The sequence below is a fragment of the Paenibacillus marinisediminis genome (assembly GCF_054343325.1).
This window is the reverse complement of record NZ_JBTGUH010000014.1, coordinates 42,890-62,368: the sequence shown is the minus strand read 5'-3', so window position 1 is coordinate 62,368 and position 19,479 is coordinate 42,890. Positions and strand designations below refer to the sequence as shown.

Sequence of the window (19,479 nt, the reverse complement as noted above, 5' to 3'; positions counted from 1 at the left end):
TTATTTCGCTCCTTCCACAAGAGCGATGTAGGATGCTGGCTGCAAGCTTGCGCCGCCTACCAAAGCTCCATCGATATCGCTTTCCGCCATATACTCGCGGACGTTCTCAGGTTTAACACTGCCGCCGTACTGAATGCGTACAGCTTGTGCTACTTCATCATTGTACAGATCGCGAACTACGCTGCGGATGTAGCTGCAAGCTTCATTAGCATCTTTAGCGGAAGAAGATTTGCCAGTACCGATTGCCCAGATTGGCTCATAAGCAATGACAACTTCTTTCGCTTGCTCAGCGGATACGCCTTGGAATGCGCCGACTGTTTGCACTTTGCAAACGTCGTTTGTCTTGCCGGATTCACGCTCCTCGAGCGATTCACCCACGCAAACGATAGGTGTCAGATCGTGGCGGAATGATGCATGAACTTTCTTGTTCACGATCTCATCTGTTTCACAGAAGTAAGCGCGACGCTCGGAATGTCCGATGATCACATAGTCAACGCCGAGATCCTTCAGCATAACGCCGCTGATCTCACCTGTGAACGCGCCGTTATCTTCGAAGTGCAGGTTTTGAGCGCCAATCTTAATGGACGTGCCTTTAACCGCTTCGACCAATGCCGGCAGATTCGTGAATGGGGAGCAGATTACGCTCTCTACGCCTTCAACTTCTGCTTTGCCTTTAACGTCAGCAACGAATGCCACAGCCTCAGGCACCGTCTTGAACATCTTCCAGTTACCTGCGATGATCGGTTTTCTCACTTGTTTCACTCCTCATTCAGAAGGCAGCCCGAGAGCTGCCGCCTGTTTACTCAATTACTTATCGTTCAATGCAACAACGCCTGGCAATACTTTGCCTTCCATGAATTCCAAGGAAGCGCCGCCGCCTGTAGAGATATGGTTCATCTTGTCTTTCAATTGGAACTTCTCAACTGCAGCCGCGGAGTCGCCGCCGCCGATGATTGTGTAGCCGTTCGTTTCCGCACAAGCTTCAGCCACCGCGCGAGTACCGTGGGAGAATGGATCAATCTCGAATACACCCATTGGTCCGTTCCATACAACTAACTTGGAGTTCTTAATTACATCAGCATAGATCTCACGAGTCTTCGGTCCGATGTCGATACCTTCCCAACCAGCAGGAATACCTTCTTCAACATTAATAACCTTTGTATTCGCGGAAGCACTGAAATCGTCAGCAGTAACAATATCAACTGGGAGGTACAGGTTCTTGCCGAGTTCTTTCGCTTTCTCCATGAATCCGAGAGATTCTTGCAGCTTCGACTCATCCAACAAGGAGTCTCCGATCTCATAGCCTTGAGCCTTGAAGAAAGTATAAGCCAATCCGCCGCCGATAATCACGTTGTCAGCGATTTCGAGCATCTTATTGATAACATCGATCTTATCTTTAACCTTGGATCCACCCACGATTGCTGTGAATGGACGCTCTGGATTGGATAGAGCTTTGCCCAATACGCTAAGTTCTTTCTCCATCAAGAGACCTGCTACTGCAGGGATATGATGAGCAATGCCCTCTGTAGAAGAGTGCGCGCGGTGTGCTGCACCAAATGCATCGTTCACGAACAAGTCAGCTAGTTCTGCGAATTGCTTCGCCAATTCCACATCGTTCTTCTCTTCTCCCTTGTGGAAACGAACGTTTTCGAGTACAACAACGTCACCGTTGTTCATCTCAGCGATCGCAGCTTTCACATTCTCACCGATGGACTCGTCCAGCTTCTTCACCGGCTTGCCAAGCAGTTCACTCAGACGAGCTGCCGCAGGCGTCAAACGCATAGAATCTACAACTTCACCTTTTGGACGGCCCATATGGCTCGCCAGTATCACTTTCGCGCCTTTTTCGATCAAGTGCTTGATCGTAGGCAGTGTTTCTTGGATCCGTGTGTCATCTGTAATCTTGCCATTTTCAAGCGGCACATTAAAATCAACGCGTACAAATACGCGCTTACCATTTACGTCCACATCACGTACACTCTTCTTGTTCATCTCCATGTTCCTCCTATCGAATCCTGATACTCGGTTATTGATCTTGTATGGTTTATATCTGTTTCTATGCAATGGTTGATGGAATCATCATCTATATATAGGTGTTCGGTTCTAAAAATGGTTATATATCTGTAAGAGACTTGGTTTATATACTTCTACCAATAAGGAAATGGGAAGTGTCTTCACCAAGCCAACTTGTGTTCAATATTACATATAAATAAAGCCTATATGGAATGAAAGAGGAGACCCTCACGGGTTTCTCCGGCGGTGTCCCCTCTTTGATTGTTTAAGCTATGATATTACAGGCCTTTAGCTGCGATGAAAGCTGCCAAGTCAACAACGCGGTTGGAGTAGCCCCACTCGTTGTCGTACCAGGAAACTACTTTCAGCATGTTGTCGCCTACAACCATAGTGCACAAGGAATCGATTGTAGAAGATGCTGGGTCACCGTTGTAGTCACGGGATACAAGCGGCAAATCGGAGTAGTTCATGATACCTTTCAAAGCTCCGTTAGCTGCTTCTTTAAGAGCTGCGTTAACTTCGTCAACTGTAACGTTTTGTTTCAGTTCAACAACGAGGTCAGTTACGGAAACGTTAGGTGTAGGTACGCGCATAGACATACCGTTCAATAGGCCTTTCAGTTCTGGAAGAACCAAACCTACTGCTTTAGCTGCACCAGTTGTGGAAGGAATGATGCTTTCAGCTGCTGCACGAGCACGACGAAGGTCCTTATGCGGCAGGTCAAGTACGTTTTGGTCGTTAGTGTAGGAGTGAACAGTTGTCATCATACCTTTAACGATACCGAACTTGTCGTTGATTACTTTAGCGAATGGCGCCAAGCAGTTTGTTGTGCAAGATGCGTTGGAAATGATGTTGTGGTTAGCAGCATCATATTTGTCTTCGTTAACGCCCATAACGATTGTGATATCTTCGTTAGTAGCTGGCGCGGAGATGATAACTTTCTTAACTGTGTCGCGCATATGAAGTTGTGCTTTTTCTTTCGCTGTGAAGATACCTGTGGATTCAACAACGATTTCTACGCCTACAGAACCCCAAGGAAGGTTTTCTGGGTTGCGCTCAGCGAATACTTTAACTTCTTTACCGTTAACAACCAAAGCGCCTTCTTTAGCTTCTACAGTTGCATCAAGAGTGCCTTGAGTTGTGTCATATTTCAACAGGTGAGCGAGCGTTTTAACGTCTGTAAGATCGTTAATTGCTACGATTTCTACCTCAGAGTTGTTCAATGCTGCACGGAATACGTTACGACCGATACGTCCAAAACCGTTAATACCAACTTTAACCATTGATGATTCCTCCCATTTCCTTGTGTTTGAAATGTTATTTATTGCTCAAGACGGCTCGTAGGCACGTCGAGACCACTTAGTCTGGCAATCTCATTCGCTGCGGCTTCGTCTGTCACGAGTATGCTCTCATGACCAGCCTTTAATACAGCGGCGATGGATTCTGCCTTGCTCTTACCGCCTGCAACGGCGATCACGACCTCTGTTCGGGATATGTCTTCTAGACGCAATCCCAATGTGAGCATCGTATGTACAACATGCCCGTCACGGTCAAAATAATAACCGAATGCTTCGGCCACTGCGCCTTCACTCTTTAAGGAGTCGATCGTATTCGGATCGACCTTGCGGCGTCTCGCCATAATAAGCGCGTCGCCTATGCCGTGAATGACGATTCGGGCTTCGCGTATGACACGCAACAGTTCTTGAATGTTAGGCTCCTGCTTCAGCGATTGATATGCATCTTCGCTTATCAGATCCGGCACATGCAGCAATCGATACTGTGCGCCGTATCGCTTCGCCATCATAGAAGCAATCGTGTTCGCTTGATATTCCAAGCTCTCACCTAAACCGCCTCTTGCAGGTACGAACCAATTCCCCTTATGGGGTGCTGAGTTCGTTAGTTGATCTGCTACAGCGGCCAATGTGGATCCGCCGGTTACAGCAATTACATCATCTTTGCTTATGCACCGATTGAGGACATTGCATGCTGCTCCGCCCAATTCTTGCTTGACTGCCGGGGTGAGGTCGGAATCGCCGGGAACGACGATGACTTGCTTCAACCCATAGGCCTCGCGAATAGCCTCTTCCAGGTGACGCGTACCAAGCAATTCCCGCATAAGCGGTTCAAGCTGCAAGACAAGCTTGCGTCCTTCCTCGCTGATACGCATGCCGGCGGTCTCTGTCTCAATGAGACCTTGCGCTTTCAGCAGGTCGGTTTCGGCCCGCAATACTCTCTCTGTCATCTGTAAGGATGCAGCCAGTGTTCGACGACCAATCATATCCGACATCATGATCTGGTACAGAATTGTATAGCGTTTCTTCAACAGTTCCAATAGGTCGGGCAGCAGACGTTTATTTATCTCTAACCATTCACGCAATTCTCTCCACTCCTGCACTCCCAGAAACTGTGTAGATGATGACTGGACTCAAAATGTCCCTCTGTCACATTTTATGTCCCACCATTATTCTACCTAAAATTCCTTCAAGTTGCAAGTATCCCGCATCTAGAATGGGCTATTAGCTTCAAACTTATTCATCCCTGCTGCAGCAAGGGATTTCAGGGTTGTCCCGCTGACATATGAAATGTGCATACCCGCCCATAACTTGTGAAAATTTAATGAAGGAAGCAGGCGTATGTCGGAGGAAACACATCCATATGGTATGCCCATCACCGATAATCAGGATTAACCGTGATTAGCCACGATTAACCGAAATTGACTTCGTCCAGTAAGAAGCATAGACTTAGCATATAAATGAATGACTGTCAGTCATTTTTGAGGGAGGAACTGTTGATTGAAACCTAAACAAGAAGTGAAACGAGAAGCACTGCTTCAAGCATCCCTATCTCTCATTATGGAAAAAGGGTTTCAACAGACGTCTGTCAGCGATATTGTCAAACGCGCGGGATTAGCGCAAGGGACATTCTATCTCTATTTTCCAACCAAGAATGATCTCGTTCCCGCCGTAGCCGACCATATCCTGCAGCAGCTGCTCAGCCGCATCCAGAAGGACACCGCTGGGTTAACCAAGTTGTCGGACAAGCTGCATGCCATTATAAATGCAACCTTTGAGATGAACGCGGTCTTCAAGGAGGTTATCCTGCTATGCTATTCCGGACTTGCGTATCATCATTCCTTCCCACGATGGGAGGAGATCTATGAACCGTACTATATCTGGTTCCGAGAACAGGTTCAGCAAGCGTTGGATCAGGGAGAGATCGAAGTAAACTACCATATTCCTTATATGGTACGCATGCTTATCAACATGGTAGAGGTTTCGGCAGAGACTGCTCATTTTGTAGATATCCCTCAAGGGAAATCTGAAAAGGACATTAACATCATTAAGGAAACACTGCTGCAAGCAATGGAACGCTCGTTAGGCGTGATTCGAACCGTATAAGTGTATCGTTCTTAATCATCATCCGCTGCAGATTAGTGAAACAACATGAATGGGGGAAGATGATTTTGGCTTGGATTCTAGTTCTTATAGCCGCAGCACTCGAGATTGTATGGGCATCGGGGCTTAAGTACGCTTCAACACCCATGGAATGGGTTGGAATATTCGCATTGATCACCATCAGCTATGTCTTGCTGATTCAGACTTATAAGAAGCTGCCTGTCGCAATCGCGTACACGGTGTTCGTCGGGATTGGTACGATAGGCACCTATATTATAGGCATCTCGCTTGGAGAGCCTTATTCCCTGCCTCAGATTGCTTTCTTGATTATTCTGCTTGTTGGCATCATAGGCATGAAGCTGTCAACGAAGGATAAGGAGGAGGCTTAATTATGGAATGGCTCTTATTGATTATCGCAGGTCTTGAAGAAATCATATCCGTGATCGCTATGAAATATATAGATGGATTTAAGAGAAAGACGCCGTTGATCGTGATGACTCTGGGTCTTGTCCTATCCTTCTTCTGCCTTACGCAAGCCATGCTGGTCATTCCTGCAGGTGTCGCTTATGCGGTATGGGCTGGGGTCGGTGCGGTCGGCATTACATTAGTCAGCATGTTCTGGTTTAAGGAAAAGTACAACCGCACTCAGATGATGTTCCTCGTCTGTATCGTCGTAGGGATCATCGGTCTGAAGTTAACGACATAAAGAATACACTTCATTAATGGCAAACGGCACTCTTCCATAAAAAGTTAACGGTTGCACTTTTAGCATGATTCCACTATAATAAAAAATGCATCATTTTTGTAAGAAGGATGTTGTAAGCGCCCGTGGTCCAATGGATATGACGTAGGCCTCCGGAGCCTGAGATCAAGGTTCGATTCCTTGCGGGCGCGCCATACCATTCTCGTTGATGCCTGATAATGAAGTTAACGTATGAATATTGAAGGCTACTAAGATCGAAAGCATCTCGATCGTCTCCTCACGCATAGGGAGAAGATTGGAGATGTTTTTTTCATATATTCTTAGATATTTGCTGAATACAGCTCATAAATAAGGACAAACTAGAGTTTGACTATCTTTGACTTTTACCCTCATCTTCGTTATTATAGGATTATGGCTCTTAGAGAAATTAATTCTAATTTCCAACCGTTTAAGGGTCGTATAAATGGTTTATATTGAAGCTGAGGAGGGGTATACGTGAGTGTAATACCTATGGTTGTCGAACAGACGAATCGCGGCGAACGTGCCTACGATATTTATTCTCGTCTCTTAAAGGATCGCATCATCTTCTTGGGAACACAGGTCAACGATGTAGTAGCTAACTCCATCATTGCTCAGCTTCTGTTCTTAGCAGCAGATGACCCAGAGAAGGACATTCATCTTTACATTAACAGCCCTGGCGGCTCTATTACAGCAGGCATGGCGATATTCGATACGATGCAGCATATTAAACCAGACGTTTCTACGATCTGTGTCGGTATGGCCGCTTCGATGGGCGCGTTCCTACTTAACGCTGGCGCGAAGGGCAAGCGTTTCGCGCTGCCTAACAGTGAAGTCATGATTCACCAGCCGCTTGGCGGAGCAGAAGGTCAAGCAAGCGACATCGAGATTCGCGCTCGCCGCATCCTGAAGATGCGCGATAAGCTGAATCAGATCTTGTCCGAGCGCACTGGTCAGCCGTTAGAGCGTATTGAGAAGGATACAGACCGCGACAACTTTATGACGGCATATGAAGCGCAAGCCTATGGTCTTGTCGATCAAGTGTTGGAGAAGCACCTGATCTAAGCCGGTAACAGTAAAGCCCGCATCGTGAGCAGATACGATGCGGGCTTTTGCTTGGCTATTATTAGAGATTGATAAATACCGTCCTTAGCTTGCTGCTGTATTGAACGTCGAGTCCCAGACCCGTACTCAGGAGACTGAGTGGAACATACGTCTTAGCTTCATGGCCGACCTTGTGCAGGAACACCGGCGCACCCGCATCAACCTTCGTCTCATTGACTTGCACGGAAGACGATCCTACCTTCATGACCACTACATTATTTTCTTTGGAGACCGTTATACTGGAATCCTTGCTATCCCATGTCGTTTCAGCACCAATCGCACTCGCGATATCCTTGACCGAGACATAATTCTTTCCTTGCAGCAGAATCGGCTTATAAGGCGTATCCATAATCTCACCCTGAACGATAATGTTCATCGGTTTGCCCGCGGCAGGTGCCTTTAATGGACGATATTCACCCCAGATCGTTTCCGCGAACAGTTCAGAGATCGCTTCATAACCGCGTGGATTCGGATGAATATCTCCCTTTAACATATGTGTCATGAGCAGCTCCTTGCCTTCAAATCGCTGCGCCAGCGACACGACCTTCACGTTCATGCCGCCTTCATTCGCATCCCGTGCCACTTGGGCGACTGTGGTTGAGTAAGCTGTTGTCAATTCCTGCAGTTTAGCATAATTATCCTTATCCATCACGAAGGAAGGAAACGGTTGATATTGATCTGCGAGAATGATCATCGCATCTGGATTTATCTGCTGGATCGCCGCCAGAATCGCAGCGACATTGTCTGTATATGTATCAAACCATTCCTCTACGCTCTTCACCAATTGTGCCGGCTGACTATTCTGCCAGTCGCTCAACAGCCAAAGTACGTCGTTTCCGCCTATCGTTATCGGAATCACATCAGCCCGCCGCAGATCTGCTTGAATCTCGGCAACATTCAACACAACGTCTGGCAAGTTCAAGCCCTTCAAGTCCGGCTGAAGGTCATACACTCTCACGTTAGCCCCAGCTTCAACCGCTTCCATCATATGCCTCAGGCCAGCGCTTGTCAGTGCGGGTATAGAATAATTGACCATCGCGGCACGGCCATGAATCAACGCTTGCTCATAAAGGCGATCTACGTAACCGTATGTGGGACGCAGCAGCTCGCGCGTCGCATCATCGTACATACCTGGCTCGTAACCAAAGGTGATAGAGTCTCCTAATCCAACAATATGATATGTATCATCAGCCTGAGGCTTAGGTTCAGCCTTCACGGGTTGAGACAGCAGCATTGCGCACAGTATGATGCTTAAGGTGAATGTGCTTACTACACGCATCCTACTCCGTTTCCAATTCAGCATACCGGCAACACCCCCCCGAATTTATTTAATATTATAAATTATACTGCTTCATATGATCATTACTTCATTATCCTAACATATTGAACTTTGTGCCACATTAGATTTTTGTATATAGTCATTAATCTCCATAGGTAATTGTCCAGACAAAAAAAGGACCGCATCGTTTCACGAGACGATGCGGTCAATATATGTTCTAGGGGTAAACTGTAAACCATGAGAAAGATAAAACGGATCCCTTGATCATCGGATCAAATCCTACTACTCAAGGATATGAACTAGCGCGGCAACCCTCCCTCGAAAATCGTCATCTGTCATTCGGTCCATAATTAGAATAACGCCCGTACATTAAATCAAACTGAATTGAACCTTAAAATTTCATAAAGACTGAATAAGCTTCGAGTAGCGAAAAACAAAAATCCCTTGCCCAAAGCCTCATTAACAGGCTCCAAGCAAGGGATTGCATATATGCTTCACGTATAACTTAAGCTTAACGTCCGCTCTTCAACTCTGTCCAGAGACGGTCGTACAATTGAATCTTGTCACCTACGTCAAGGAGCCATTCCGTGCGGGAAAGCTCTTCCTCAGACAAGTTAATCATCGTGTTGCTGTTGTACTTTTCACTTTGATACTTCTTCGCTTCCGTTACAGGGTTGCTGTATCCGATCGCTTCGTAGTTCTTCGCGCTGTTCTCTGGGTCCAGCATGAAGTTGATGAACTTCTCAGCAAGGTCTTTGTTCTTCGCACCCTTTGGAATCGCGTAGTTGTCCGACCAGATCGTAGCGCCCTCTTTAGGTACAACGAACTTCACATCTGGATTCTCAGCAGCGATAAATGCCGCATCACCGGACCATACAGTGCCGATCCAGCCCTCTTCCTGCATCATCTTCTGCTTGATGCTGTCCGTATCGAACGCAAGCACGTTAGGTACAAGCTTCTTCAGATCCTCTACAGCAGCTAGAATATCCTCATCGTTGTTGGAGCTGTTAGACTTTCCGGCTTTCTTCAGCGCCATGCCGATGATTTCGCGGTTGTCATCTAAGAGCAGCACTTTACCTTTATATTTTTCATCCCACAGATCAGCCCAGCTGTCGATATCTTCCTTCACGTATTTCGTGTTGTAAGCAATGCCAGTGACGCCAGATGTGTAGGTAATGGAGTATTTATTACCTGGATCATATGCAGGGTTCTTAAATGTGTCTGCAACGTATTGGAAATTCGGAATATTGTTCATATTAAGCGGTTCAAGAAGATCCTGCTTAATCATACTAGAAACCATATAATCCGAAGGTTGGATTAGATCATAATCCGAACCGCCAGCCTTAATCTTAGCCAGCAACTCTTCATTGTTAGCGAAATAAGAATAGTTAACCTTGACGTTGTACTCCTCTTCGAACTTCTTAATCATGTCCTGATCGAAGTTGTCAACCCAACTATATAAGTTCAGAGTCTCTTTCTTCTCACCGCAGCCCGTAAGCGCAGTAAGTGCCAACAATCCGGCCAATACGACCGCAAACCATTTTTTGTTCAATTTACTACCCCTCTCATAGAAAAAAATAAAGTATTAGAATGGCAGCACGGAGCTGCGCTTATTCCCCTGGCCGCGGTTTAGAAGCCACTGTGCCAGAATAATCAGCAATATGCTGACAAATATCATGATGGTACACAGAGCGTTGATCTCAGGCGAGATCCCCCGCTTCACAGAACTGTAAATATAGATCGGCAGAGTCGTCGAATTCGGACCCGCTACGAAGAAGCTGATGATGAAATCATCAATGGAGAGCGTGAACGCAATCAACGCTCCAGCCGCAATGCCTGGCCAGATTGAAGGCAGAGTGACATACCGGAAGGTCTGCCACTCTGTTGCTCCAAGATCGCTGGCTGCTTCCTCTAATTGCTTGCCCATATTTTCTAACCTTGAAGATACGATAACATATACGAATGATGTACTGAACGTAACATGCGCAATCATAACCGTCAGCTTACCTAGCGGAACATGGAGCTGGCTGAACAGGATCAGCAGCGACAAGCCCATAATGATCTCAGGTACAACGATTGGCATATACATCAGGCCCCCGAAGCCGACCCGCGCTTTGCTGTTCATATTGCGCAGCGCCAATGCCGCCAGGGTGCCAAGCAACGTCGAAATAATAGTTGATGTGAATCCGATGCTCAAGCTGTTGCTGAGCGCTTCTAACACATTGTCATTCTGGAACAGCGAGCCGTACCAGTGCCAAGTAAAGCCTTCCCAGTTCGCGCTCATTCTCGAATCATTAAATGAGAAGATAATGACCAGGAAAATGGGAACATAGATAAAGGCAAGCATCAGGTACGAGTGAATCGATAACAGCGGATTCTTGCGTTTTGATGCTGTCTTCATGACCTCGCCTCCTTAGATGCCTCGTACTTGGAACGCATGGCGCGGTTGAATAATCCAATAATGATTAGCGAACTGATGACAAAGATGATCGATAACGCAGAACCGAAAGGCCAGTCTCGCGCGCCTAAGAACTGATTCTGAATCACGTTGCTGATCATCTGCGACTTCGCGCCGCCGAGAATATCGGTGACGACAAACATCCCGGTCGTCGTAACGAATACGAGTACCGAGCCCGTCATAATGCCAGACTTCGTCTGAGGAAGCGTGATGTGCCAGAAGGAGCGCCAGTTTGACGCGCCCAGGTCGCTTGCCGCTTCCAGCAGGCGACGATCCATCTGCTCCAAGGCAACATAGATCGGCAGCACCATATATGGAATGAAGGTGTACACCATACCAAGCAGTACAGCGCCCTCCGTATAGAGCAATTGCAACGGTTCATCGATAAGACCTAAGCTCAACAATCCATTATTCAGGAAGCCTTGCGTCCGCAGAATCATAACCCAAGCATACGTACGGACGAGGAAATTGATCCAGAATGGGATCGTTATGCCGATGAGCCAAAATTTCTGAGCCTTAGGACCAACTGTTGTAATGTAATACGCCAGCGGATAACTGATCAATAAGCACAAAACTGTCGTAACTACAGACAACACAATGGTATCCCAGAAAATACTGAGATACAGCGGATCAAAGAATCGCGCATAATTGTCTAGCGTAAAGCTCCACACGATGTTTCCTAAGTTGTCACGCTGCATAAAGGAGATGACAAACACCGCAATCATCGGGATGACTAGGAAGAAACTAAACCACAACAGGACAGGTGAGGCAATACCTAATGTGCGCTTCTTCATAGCCCGATTGTCACCTCATCCTGAGGATCCCAGGTCAGTCTAACTTGCTGACCGATCTTCCATTCCCGTGTATCTGTAAAGTCCAGCACGCTTGTAACGCTGACTTGCTCTTGATCTAGATGAACTATTAATTTATGAATATTGCCGAGATAAACGATATCTTGAATCGTACCGCGTCTTGAAGCATCCTCGATATCCGTTAACACACGTACCCGCTCAGGACGAACTGAGAATAGCTTGTCTTCATGGAAGATATTGTTCTCACCGATAAACGTAGCTGCAAACAACGTCTCCGGGCGTTCATATATAACTTTTGGAGAACCGACCTGTTCAATACGACCGTTATTCATAATAACGATTCGATCAGACATCATCATCGCTTCTTCTTGGTCATGCGTAACATATACGAAGGTAATTCCCAAACTGCGCTGAAGCTGCTTCAGCTCTGCCTGCAGGTTCTTCCTCAATTGCAAATCAAGTGCGCCAAGCGGCTCGTCAAGGAGCAGCACTTTCGGCTTATTTGCGATGGCGCGAGCTATCGCAACACGCTGCTGTTGACCGCCGGATAATTGATGCGGGTAGCGATTCGCAAACGCTGTAAGTTGCGTCAATCGGATCGCTTCAGCGATGCGTTCCTTTTGTTCAGCGGCCGGAATCTTCTTCATCTTCAGACCGAACTGAATGTTTTCCTGCACGGTCATGTGCGGGAACAATGCATAGTGTTGAAACACCAGGTTCAAATTCCGCTTGTTCGGCGGCAATTGGGTAACATCTTCTCCATCGAGACGAATAATACCCGATGTTGGTTGTTCAAATCCAGCAATCATGCGAAGTATCGTCGTTTTTCCGCATCCGCTCGGTCCGAGCAGCGTTAAAAACTCCCCCTCATCGATTGTCAAAGACAAGGGATGAACAACGGGGTGCCCAGCAAAATGCTTTTCCACATTTTCCAGACCAATCATGTACATCAACCCCTTCCCGTCGTCGGTAGACAACGTCATACAATATCATTAAAAAAAGCCATATCCATTGGTATGGCTTGCTCGTCCCAGCATTAATTTTTTTGCATATTCAATATACATTGTTTTGACTGCTCTTACAACTAGTTTTGTGTAAATTCGACATATCCATACATGAATTAGTTAGAATTTCATGTATTTGTGCCATCTAAAGGGTAATTACCCCCTAATTTAAAGCATTTTTGGCTAAAAATAAAAGACTCCCGACATTGACGCATCAGGAGCCTTCATGCTTATTTCATATATTGGAGCATAGGTTGAGCTATCGTATTAACCTGTTCTTACTTCAATTCGAAATCAATCTGCACCCTCGTCTGCAGCTGCACTTGACCTGCTTGCGGAGCTGACTTCATCTCAGCGAAATCCGCCTTGGCAGCCAACATGTCATAGTTCATCTGCACCGGACGATAATCGGAGCTCGTTTCCGTAATGGAGATCACCGCGCCCAGTTGACGTCCTCCAGCCTTCGCAAGCGCCTCCGCCTTCTTCTTCGCATGCTGAACAGCCTGCTCTAACGCCGCAGTCTCAGCACCTGATTGATTTTCCACATCAAAGCTGATGGAGTTAATGCGGTTAGCTCCTGCCTTGGATGCCGCGTCCACCAACTCGCCAAGTTTCTTCATGTCGCGATAATTCACCTTGATCATATGCTCAGCGTTATAGCCGACAACCTTCGGCTCTTGATTCTCCTTGTACTGATACTGCGGCTGAACGGAGAATTCAGTCGTCTTGATATCCTTCGCGTTAATGCCGTACGTCTCAGTCAGCACTTTATACACCTTATTGAATGCAGCCGCATTCAACTCCTGTGCCTTGCTTGCCGATTCGGCATTGGTCATGACGCCCATATTCACGTAAGCTATATCTGGGTCCAGCTCCAAGCTTCCGATTCCATTTACCGAAACTACATTACGCATACTATCACCTGCCGCTTCCACTACGCTAGGTTGGCTCCAGCCCAACCCGCCAGTTGCTCCGAATATAAGCGCAACACCTAGTACTGCCGCCGCTAATGGGCGCTTCCACCCTGTATTCATGTGAACCCCTCCGATACTAATTCGATTGGAATTTTTAACTATTGACTAGACGGGCCTGATTTGGAAAATGTTGCAGGTTAGAGCGTACATCAGCTAAAAAATTGGCTGAAAGCTTGCTCTGCAGCTGCACTCAGATCAATACCTCAAAAAAAAGTAAGTTTTTTGCAGGTTATAGCTCAGTCTATGTCGAACTTTTAACGACATTCTTACTTCATCGTTATATGATAGAGGATGGCGCTGGTTTATACATAGTTTGTCCTTATTGGCACTTTAATGTGCCGTATCCTTGTTTTACGTACCATAGATAGCTCTAAGCTTATAGAAGGGGTTGTTCATTGACATGAGAAGAGAGAAGATAGAATATCTATCTTTCTACAGGGCGATCGCCATTTTAGCCGTTCTGATGATTCACGCAACGTCACAGGCTGTGGCCAATATGCAGACTTCCAGCTTGTATTATGGGTATGTATTCGCCAACATTTTTTCTAAATTCGCGGTCCCGTCCTTTATATTCTTAACTGGATTCGTCCTGTTCTATAACTATGCGGATAAAGGACTGAAACGTTCGAACATCTTATCTTTTTACAGCAAGCGCTTAAAGTTCATACTCGTGCCGTACTTTATCGCCTCTCTCTGCTACTTCGCTTTGATTATGGTGATGCGCGACGGTGTTCAATTGAACATGAAGACGCTTAGCGCCCTTGTCGAGGATCTGCTCACAGGATCCGCATATGCGCACTTATATTACATATTTGTTCTCGTACAGTTTTACATACTCTTCCCGCTTCATCTAATGGCCGCTCGTTCTAAGACATTTGTGAAGTACAGTATCGTTATCGGTCTTGCTATTCAATGGGCGTTCATTCTCATAAATAAATATGAGTGGCATGTACCGCAGAAAGGCAGCATTTTCTTGTCTTATATCAGCTTTTGGATGTTGGGATCCTACATAGGTATCAACTGGGATCGATGCAAGGCTTGGCTCCAATCGCTGTTCAACCCAGCCGCTACTAAGGCTCATAAATGGTGGAACTTCGTATTATGGCTCAGCTGGCTCGTTATAGCGCTCGCGCATGTTCAAGTATGGTACTGGTACAACCTTAGAATATGGATGATGAACTCACTGGGATACGAAGCGCTGTTTAACATTCACAGCTTGTTATCATGCCTCATTCTCATTCAGATCAGTTCACTGATACAACGTCGCGCCAAAGGAGCCTGGACACGCCTGTTGAATCATCTGGGCGAAGTATCCTTCGGGATATACTTGCTCCATCCTGTGATCCTGCTCGTCTATCGCAAGTTCCCTTGGCATGGGGGATCACCTACGCTGTATCCGATCTTCGTGATCGGCGGATTTGTCGTAGCGCTAGCAGCCTCCTGGATCATCGTAGGACTCTTGTCGCGCTTCTCGTGGTCATGGATGCTCTTCGGCTCCAACACGAAAACAGCCGCCTCTAAGAAGGCAGCTAAGGATACTACAGTGGTATCGGGATAATTTGCACGAAGGTAGTGTATAGAGGGGCATCGCGCCCCTCTTTTTTTGTGAGCGGACGCTTATGTGTATGATTCCGGGTAGGGCGCCCCGCTCCGCGGAAGGGTTAACGGGGGTTTTACCTGTTACATCGTGCGCGCGCTCATGGGAGGGCTGTAACAGGGGATTTACCGCTTTCGGCGCCTATCTGGCTGGCTCGAACCAATCGGCGGATGAGATAAACGCGGGTTTTGCCCGTTACGGCCCTCGTGCGCGCTCTTGGGCGGGCTGTAACGGGGTATTCACCGCTTTCGGCGCCTATCTGGCTGGCTCGAACCAATCCGCGGATGAGATAACGCGGATTTTACCCGTTACAGCCCGCGCGCGTGCTTGTGGGAGTGCTGTAACGGGGGAATTACCGCTTTCGCACAACTGTAACAGTAACCTGATTCATGCATCAGCCTCTTCCGTTGAGGAATCGGACACAGGAGCCGCTATTTCACAAAAAAACAGAACATTTGAAGTTTACCGGACTCAGAAGCCCTTATTTGCTTCAAAACGGGCAGTTCTACGTCGATTGTTCACAGATAACGGAACCACGGTCCGCGAGCATGGTGAAATGTTGATTTTTACTGAAAATAAAGGATCGTGTGTCCGCTAAGCAGACTATCGTTGTATGCTCAACACAAATTGCAGTAAAAAGCACCCAAAAAATCTGACTCCACAAACTTACCTGGCTAAAGATATAATCAGCAATCTCAATATTAGTGATCATGAAAACCAAGTCGCTTTCCCAGTCAACCTGGCTGGCCACACCCCTGCGGAAGAGATAACGCAGATCCCCTCCGTCACAGCACTCATCGCCACCACTCACAGGAGTGGAGTTAACGAGAAATTACTTACCCGACTGCTCAGCAACATTGTACGTGTAAAATACATCCCTCTCCCCGACCACGCCAGCGAAGATCAGCTTGCCTTCCTTGAACAGACGGATCGTCAGCTCGCTCGGCTGCTCACCTTGAAGCATCTCACGCATAGTCAAGATTGGCGCGTTAGCATCAGTCGTCGAGATGAGCACAATATCGTCGCTGCCATCCGCCAACTGCACTACAGCGGCAGCATAACCGCTAACCGAATCACGATAAAGCACATTAGAATGCAGCGCGCCGTCAATCCATCCATAAGCTTCAAACGTCCCTTGCTTTAGATCCGCCTTCATCAGACGCAACCGCTCTCCTGCAGTTACTTCCTGCTTTATCATAAACCAGAGAGCTTCCCCTTGATCGGACGTATCATAGAGCAGCTGCGTGAATTCCTTGTTACTCCAGCCTTCGTCTACAGGAACATCGTTCAGAGCCAACACTAAACTGCCCTTTTTTCCGTCCTCATCTATATAAATATCTCCTTCATCCCACGGAGACATGGCAATTGAGGATATCTCCTCCATCTCATCAATTAAATAACCTCGATCTGGATCTCGGGATAGAACAAATCGTTTGCTCGCCACTCTGTAATAGGGATACTGATACGAGTACATCATATCCGCTTCAATCACAGCCCGACCGTTCGTTTCCATCTCGACCTTATGGATTCGATAATCAACTTGACGAGGGGATGTGCCTTTCATATACCCCGGATTGAAGCTAAAATACTGATGCGCCAACGCCTCATCCCGGTAGATAAGCGCCTCCGCCATATGCGACACCGTATCCTGAGGAGTCGGCTTATGGTCACCAAGCGTCAGATGGACCATCTGACGACGGCTAGGATCAGCATACGCAGCTTGGAAATAGATAATGTCTTTGCCGTCCGCACTCCATGTCACATTTTCCACTGTGAAATACGGTCGCTGTGGTTCATCCGCAAACTGATCAACATCGTCCCACGACCAATCATTACTCACTGGTAAGCTGAAGTTGCTACTCAATCTTTGCCGCGTCTGCAGATCGATATCAGCCACCCACAAATTCTGCATACGTAAATCTCCCTCTTCGAGCACATACAGAACATATTTACCGTCAGATGAAACTACCGGCTGTGTACCTTCCGTAAAAAACGTCGATTGCTCTGATTTCACATCCCATGCATATATGCTGCCTTCACGCTCATAAAGGATACTATCCGCATTGCCTTTGTACGCAGGGTGACTGCCCTCAACTAGGAACCGCTCTTCACCAGATGCGGCATCAATCTCCCAGATCTCATGAGTAACAACATCAGCATTAGCACTAACAGACCGCCCTCTAACAGCCAACAGCCTGCTGTTGCTTGGAGACCATGCAAGCTCTCCTATATAGTCCCGTGAAGCACCTATCTGCCGCTCTTCTCGCTCAACAAGATTATATACATACAATCCCCCCGCCTTCACATAGGCTAACTCCTTACCATTCGGGGATGTCGTCAGCGAATTAATATCAACGCCTGGCACGATTAATTCAACACTTAACCCCTCCTGCTTATAGATACCCTCCTGAGGAACAGACACATACAATACATCGCCAGCCGCCACGGCGGATGAGGCCGGATCTAGACCAAGCTGCTGAATGGTGTCAAATACCGGTGTCACCTTCAGATCAGCCGCAAACACTCGCTGCGTGGCTACCTCACTGCTGGTCCACAGCACGACTGCTGCTGTCACGAGCACGAGCATCGCGGCACTCAAGCCATAACGCCACATTCTCGACCGCGTCCATCGTGCCCTGGCTGTCTGCGCCTCACCTTGCTCATCACGTTCCATGCCCTGTACCCATTCGTTTCTCAGCTCAGCCTTCAGCTTGCCATTGACAGGAATCTTCAGATGCAGCTCCCGCAACTGCTTCTCGATATCCGGTTGTTTCTCCATCGCTCACACCTCCCCCAAGCATTTCTCGATCCAGATTGACAGCTTCCTCCGCACCCGCTGCATGCGCGTTCGCAGCCACGAGCCGTCCTTCCCAGTGATTCTGCTGATTTCTTCATAGGATAGATCAAGCATGTACTTCATCTGAACACACTCTCGATCCTCAGGTGGGAGCGCCACTAACGCCTTCTGCAAACACTCATGAGCCACGCCCGTCTCCGCACATAACTCAGGGATATGCTCATAACCCGCTGCTTCCGGATCTTGTCCATAAGGAACATCCTTCCTCTGGCGATAATGATCGATGATGCGATTGCGGGCAATCGTGAACAGCCAGGCCCGATCGTACTCAGGAACCGTTCCGCCCTGTTTCCGAGCAGACTCAAACGACTTCCGAAATATATCACTCACGATATCGTCCGTATCCCAGACATCCCCGACCCGAAAGCGCACATATCGATATACGTCATCATAATAATCATCGTACAACTCCAGGAACGATCTCATAGGTTCCCTCCCTCTCCCTTCACCCCATTAAACGATTTATCTTGGAAAATGTATCACCATAAGCCGCACATTTGCGATTAAAGTCCATATGAGCATAAAGTTACTAAAAACAGCTAAAAGGGAGGCACTTCGGCCTCCCTTTTATATAACCACTTATTTCCGATTATAAAGCAAATATCTTCGCAAACACGTTCGTCGCCTCTTCAGAACTGACCCTCGTCAGATGCTCCTTGAGCTTCGAGCTTGCTTCATCACGAGAGATCGGCTCAATAGCAACCCCTGCTCCCTGCATCCATATCTGCGTCGGCTCATAGGAGGTGCTGCGCCAGCCGTTCATTTCTCCCGCAGCATTGCGCCGCTCCTTCACACCAGATATGACGATATCCATATGCCCCTGCAGCTCCTGTAGCGCCTTATCGAAGTCGCCCTTCTTCTCCTTCGCCTTCATACCTGCTGCAGCTCGCAGCGCTCTCGTCTCAATCCCAGGCTCATCTGCGATAATGGCGTACAGCTCTTTTGCTTCCTTGGACAGCAAGCCATTCGCATATCGCTGCTCGATCGTTCCGCTTGGGCTTAGCAACGCATACACCCAAGGAAGCACCTCGCGCGAGATCAACACCGACTTCTTTTTGATAAACTTGCCGTACGCGGCATGGCCATCCCCCGCGAATCTCACACGCCAACGCCAAGGATCTTGGTCGGAATCCGTATACCACTGCTCCTTCGGCGTTACGCCCTCCAGCGATGGATAATTCGGAATAAGCGGGGTAAGCGGCAGTATTCCCATCTTCTTAACTACGTCTACTGCTTCATCATAAGTTTGGATCAATTGATTCATG

Annotated in this window: 18 protein-coding genes and 1 tRNA gene; 6 read left to right on the top strand and 13 right to left on the bottom strand. The window is 47.4% G+C overall.

All coding sequences use genetic code 11. The features are described 5' to 3' along the window. From tpiA to ACXX53_RS20850, 4 genes are all read right to left on the bottom strand, one after another. Window positions 1-753, bottom strand: a complete 753-nt coding sequence (gene tpiA, locus ACXX53_RS20865) for a triose-phosphate isomerase (RefSeq protein WP_458570618.1) — start codon at window positions 751-753, stop codon at window positions 1-3. 54 nt (window positions 754-807) lie between these two features. Then, a complete protein-coding gene (locus ACXX53_RS20860; protein ID WP_458570617.1) occupies window positions 808-1,992 on the bottom strand; it encodes a phosphoglycerate kinase in 1,185 nt (394 codons plus the stop codon). A 299-nt stretch (window positions 1,993-2,291) separates the two neighbouring features. Continuing rightward, window positions 2,292-3,296, bottom strand: coding sequence for a type I glyceraldehyde-3-phosphate dehydrogenase (gene gap / locus ACXX53_RS20855; protein WP_458570616.1), 1,005 nt, complete (start codon window positions 3,294-3,296; stop codon window positions 2,292-2,294). 38 nt (window positions 3,297-3,334) lie between these two features. Continuing rightward, on the bottom strand, window positions 3,335-4,390 hold the full coding sequence (locus ACXX53_RS20850; RefSeq protein WP_458570615.1) for a sugar-binding transcriptional regulator: 1,056 nt from the start codon (window positions 4,388-4,390) through the stop codon (window positions 3,335-3,337). 415 nt (window positions 4,391-4,805) lie between these two features. Here ACXX53_RS20850 and ACXX53_RS20845 point away from each other — a divergent pair, with 415 nt between their 5' ends. The 5 genes from ACXX53_RS20845 to clpP all read left to right on the top strand — a co-directional run bounded on the left by ACXX53_RS20845 (window position 4,806) and on the right by clpP (window position 7,194). Further along, window positions 4,806-5,411: a TetR family transcriptional regulator gene (locus tag ACXX53_RS20845; RefSeq protein ID WP_458570614.1), complete on the top strand. Its 606-nt coding sequence runs from the start codon at window positions 4,806-4,808 to the stop codon at window positions 5,409-5,411. A gap of 65 nt (window positions 5,412-5,476) precedes the next feature. Continuing rightward, the gene (locus ACXX53_RS20840; protein ID WP_458570613.1) at window positions 5,477-5,797 is read left to right on the top strand and encodes a DMT family transporter; all 321 of its coding nucleotides are present in this window, start codon (window positions 5,477-5,479) and stop codon (window positions 5,795-5,797) included. 2 nt (window positions 5,798-5,799) lie between these two features. After that, window positions 5,800-6,114: a DMT family transporter gene (locus ACXX53_RS20835; RefSeq protein WP_458570612.1), complete on the top strand. Its 315-nt coding sequence runs from the start codon at window positions 5,800-5,802 to the stop codon at window positions 6,112-6,114. 116 nt (window positions 6,115-6,230) lie between these two features. Continuing rightward, window positions 6,231-6,305 (top strand) — tRNA-Arg (locus tag ACXX53_RS20830). 301 nt (window positions 6,306-6,606) lie between these two features. Beyond that, complete coding sequence (gene clpP / locus ACXX53_RS20825) at window positions 6,607-7,194, top strand: ATP-dependent Clp endopeptidase proteolytic subunit ClpP (RefSeq protein WP_458570611.1); 588 nt, start codon at window positions 6,607-6,609, stop codon at window positions 7,192-7,194. 61 nt (window positions 7,195-7,255) lie between these two features. Here clpP and ACXX53_RS20820 read toward each other — a convergent pair whose 3' ends face one another. The 6 genes from ACXX53_RS20820 to ACXX53_RS20795 all read right to left on the bottom strand — a co-directional run bounded on the left by ACXX53_RS20820 (window position 7,256) and on the right by ACXX53_RS20795 (window position 13,820). After that, complete coding sequence (locus ACXX53_RS20820; RefSeq protein ID WP_458570610.1) at window positions 7,256-8,536, bottom strand: stalk domain-containing protein; 1,281 nt, start codon at window positions 8,534-8,536, stop codon at window positions 7,256-7,258. Window positions 8,537-9,023: 487 nt separating this feature from the next. Continuing rightward, a complete protein-coding gene (locus ACXX53_RS20815; protein WP_458570609.1) occupies window positions 9,024-10,064 on the bottom strand; it encodes an ABC transporter substrate-binding protein in 1,041 nt (346 codons plus the stop codon). Between the two features lie 33 nt (window positions 10,065-10,097). After that, the gene (locus ACXX53_RS20810) at window positions 10,098-10,913 is read right to left on the bottom strand and encodes an ABC transporter permease (protein WP_458570608.1); all 816 of its coding nucleotides are present in this window, start codon (window positions 10,911-10,913) and stop codon (window positions 10,098-10,100) included. Next, on the bottom strand, window positions 10,910-11,764 hold the full coding sequence (locus ACXX53_RS20805) for an ABC transporter permease (protein WP_458570607.1): 855 nt from the start codon (window positions 11,762-11,764) through the stop codon (window positions 10,910-10,912). The genes ACXX53_RS20810 and ACXX53_RS20805 overlap by 4 nt, the downstream gene beginning before the upstream one ends. After that, on the bottom strand, window positions 11,761-12,732 hold the full coding sequence (locus ACXX53_RS20800) for an ABC transporter ATP-binding protein (RefSeq protein ID WP_458570631.1): 972 nt from the start codon (window positions 12,730-12,732) through the stop codon (window positions 11,761-11,763). The genes ACXX53_RS20805 and ACXX53_RS20800 overlap by 4 nt, the downstream gene beginning before the upstream one ends. 332 nt (window positions 12,733-13,064) lie before the next feature. Next, window positions 13,065-13,820, bottom strand: a complete 756-nt coding sequence (locus ACXX53_RS20795; RefSeq protein WP_458570606.1) for an SIMPL domain-containing protein — start codon at window positions 13,818-13,820, stop codon at window positions 13,065-13,067. A 340-nt stretch (window positions 13,821-14,160) separates the two neighbouring features. Between ACXX53_RS20795 and ACXX53_RS20790 the strand changes: the two genes are divergently transcribed. Next, window positions 14,161-15,318, top strand: a complete 1,158-nt coding sequence (locus ACXX53_RS20790; protein WP_458570605.1) for an acyltransferase — start codon at window positions 14,161-14,163, stop codon at window positions 15,316-15,318. A gap of 871 nt (window positions 15,319-16,189) precedes the next feature. On the opposite strand, the gene ACXX53_RS20785 is transcribed toward ACXX53_RS20790, so the two are convergent. The 3 genes from ACXX53_RS20785 to ACXX53_RS20775 all read right to left on the bottom strand — a co-directional run bounded on the left by ACXX53_RS20785 (window position 16,190) and on the right by ACXX53_RS20775 (window position 19,478). Further along, window positions 16,190-18,136: a hypothetical protein gene (locus ACXX53_RS20785; protein ID WP_458570604.1), complete on the bottom strand. Its 1,947-nt coding sequence runs from the start codon at window positions 18,134-18,136 to the stop codon at window positions 16,190-16,192. A gap of 3 nt (window positions 18,137-18,139) precedes the next feature. Next, window positions 18,140-18,640: an RNA polymerase sigma factor gene (locus ACXX53_RS20780; protein WP_458570603.1), complete on the bottom strand. Its 501-nt coding sequence runs from the start codon at window positions 18,638-18,640 to the stop codon at window positions 18,140-18,142. Window positions 18,641-18,803: 163 nt separating this feature from the next. Beyond that, window positions 18,804-19,478, bottom strand: coding sequence for an AlkZ-related protein (locus tag ACXX53_RS20775; RefSeq protein WP_458570602.1), 675 nt, complete (start codon window positions 19,476-19,478; stop codon window positions 18,804-18,806). Between the last annotated feature and the right edge of the window lies 1 nt (window position 19,479).